The sequence below is a fragment of the Paludisphaera soli genome (assembly GCF_011064595.1).
In the GTDB taxonomy this organism is placed as follows: domain Bacteria; phylum Planctomycetota; class Planctomycetia; order Isosphaerales; family Isosphaeraceae; genus Paludisphaera; species Paludisphaera soli.
This window is the reverse complement of record NZ_JAALJI010000085.1, coordinates 1-2,730: the sequence shown is the minus strand read 5'-3', so window position 1 is coordinate 2,730 and position 2,730 is coordinate 1. Positions and strand designations below refer to the sequence as shown.

Below are 2,730 nucleotides of genomic sequence, written 5' to 3'. Positions count from 1 at the left end.
GTTCAACGTCCTGGGAGCTCCGTTGACGGAGATGAGGCGGGGGGCGGCGTGGGCTTAGTCAACATAGGCCAGAATGGAGTCACTATCGCGCTTGGCGGCGTCAGCATCAGGAACGAATTGGGCGGCTACGTCGACGTAATCTGCGACAACTCAGCCTGGATCAATGGGGCCAACGCCGTCCTCGAGCTGACTCATGGCGACGCAGAGCTCGCCCGGCTTATCGACTACGGGGTCGGTCTCTTCTATGACGTCGACGCAGCGAGACATCTTCGCCTCCTTGCGCCCCAAAACGTAAGTAACAAGCTCCGCATCGATCTCGGCCAGGGCAATCCGCTCCCCGCCGGGGGCACCGACCCCGCTCTGATCTACGACGGAGGTTTTGATGGATCCGGCGCGGCTATCAGCGACTTGATCCTTGCCGGAAGATCGCCTGACGGCGCGATCGAAAGCGAAGTCAACCTCGCCACCGGCTCAGGGGCGGGGTCGATCTCTTTTGGATTGGCCGGCGTGGGGTCGCGCATCGAATACGTCGGGCTTTCTGACGCCAGCGTGGTGGATCTGGCACCCGCCCTTGATTACACATTCATCGACTCCAGTGGTTCGCCCGCGGGCGTTTTGCTCGGCGTGGGGGCAGCCGACGCCTTCACTGCTTTGGCAATCCGATCGCTTGCCACGCCGGCCTCGTTCACCGAAACCCGCATTGCGAACAAGTCCAATGTCACGATCCAATCGACGAACCCGGTCGGTTACATGGCGGTCGTCGATTACCGCCAATCGACGCTGCCGGTCCAATCGCTTCTCGCATTGAACCTCGTGGGTACGTCCGCCGACGACGAAGTCCGGCTGCTCCGGTTGCCGCCCGGTGCGGCCATGGTCGTCAGACAGGGAGCGGGGGAGGATCGAGCCTACGTCGCCCTCGACGGAACGGGCGGCGCGACCGCGACTTTTCTCGACGGCGGTGACGGGATCGACACCCTGACCATAGACGCGGAAGGCAGGCGGCTCACTCCGGCGAACTTCACGACCGTCAGCGGCGTCACGACGATCTCCGGCGCGCCCTTGCCCGGCGCCTCGATCACCTACACGGGGTACGAGAGCGTCACGGTGACGAACCTCGGCCCGATCGTGCCGACCGTCTTCACCGTGCCGATCAAGGCCGTCCAGGGCCAGCGGCTGGTCGACGCCCTCGTCGGCGCCTTCACCGCGTCGGCGACCGCGAAGGCCTCGGACTTCGGCGTGACGATCGCCTGGGGCGACGGCTCCATCTCGGCCGGCGTCATCGTCCAGGACGCGTCCAACCCCTCCGTCTTCTACGTCTACGGGACGCACACCTACTACGAGGACGGACCGCTCGCCACCGCGGTCACGGCGGTCTCGCTCGGGTCCAACGTCACGACGTTCATCGATGGAGTGCCCGTCGCACTCATCACGCCGAACAGCCCGCCGATCACCACGGCCGGCACGGCGTTCGTGGACGACGCAGCCATCGAGGCCGCGGTCAAGGCGTTCTCCGGGTATGAGAACATCCCCATCGCCTCCTCCCCCACGATCGTCGTCGCGACGTTCACCGACCCGGGGGCCGTCGACCCGACGAAACCTAACCCGGCGGCGGACTACACGGCCACCATCTACTGGGGCGACGGTACGGCGGGGGTCGGCAGCCTGACGATCATCCGCAACGGCACGTCGTACAGCTTCATCGTCTCCGCCGCGCCGCACACCTACGCGAACCCCGGCAGCTACGCGGTGACGGTCGTCATTCGCGACGCCGACGACTCGGGCGTGGCCGCGATCGCCTCGAACGTGGCGACCATCGCCGACGCCCCGCTGATCGCCACCCCGCGTCAGCCGACCATTGTGCCGATCCTGGAAGGTTACCAGTTCGTCGACTGGGTGGTGGGCTCGTTCACCGACGCCAACCCGCTGGCGACGCCCAACCAGTACACGGTCTCGATCGACTGGGGCGACGGCTCGCCGGCCTCGGCCGGCCGAGTGGTCCAGCCCGGCGGCGTCGGGACGACGTTCTACATCGTGGGCACCCACAACTACGTCAACTCGCTGGCGGCCGGGGCCTTCCCGTACACCGTCGGCGCCGGCCCGGTCGCCCCGGCCACGCTGAACGGCGCGTACCGCCTGACGATGGCGATCAAGGACACGTTCGGCTCGGTCCTGAACCTCACCAACCAGATCGCCGTCACCGACCGGGCCCTCTCGGTCGTCGGCGCCCTGGACTCGGCGTCCGACTCGGGCGTCTCGAAGACGGACGGGGTGACGAACGTCGCTGCGCCGACCTTCTCCGGCTTCGCGAGCGAGGCGGGGGCGTCGGTCTACCTCTACGGGTCGCTCAACGGCGGCTCGGCGGTCCTGCTCGGCTCGACGACGGCCGATATCACCGGCGCGTGGAGCATCACCCCGGGGATGGCCCTGGCCGACGGCGGCTACCGGATCCAGGCCTAGTAGTCCGCCAGTTTTAATTTGCGGGTGGATTTGAGATCGGTTCTCCTGGGGTTGGCGCCGCCACAGGGGGGCCCGATGAAGGTCTACAAGGTCACGCTCGAAGCCGAGGAACGTCAGCGGCTCCACGAGATGCTCGCCGCCGGCAAGTCGGCGGCCCGGAAGTTCGCCCACGCCCACATCCTGCTGAAGGCCGACGCCGCCGAGGGCGGACCCGCCTGGCCCGACGCCCGGATCGCCGAGGCCTTCGGCGTCGGCGTCGCGACCGTCGAGCGA

General features: G+C 67.3%; 1 protein-coding gene and 1 pseudogene. Both read left to right on the top strand.

Annotation, left to right across the window (positions count from 1 at the left end; genetic code table 11):
- The first annotated feature begins 117 nt into the window (after nucleotides 1-117).
- Nucleotides 118-2,457: an Ig-like domain-containing protein gene (locus tag G6O68_RS31520; RefSeq protein ID WP_165253673.1), complete on the top strand. Its 2,340-nt coding sequence runs from the start codon at nucleotides 118-120 to the stop codon at nucleotides 2,455-2,457.
- 75 nt (nucleotides 2,458-2,532) lie between these two features.
- Nucleotides 2,533-2,730: pseudogene (locus G6O68_RS31515) on the top strand (IS630 family transposase); the annotation flags it as partial.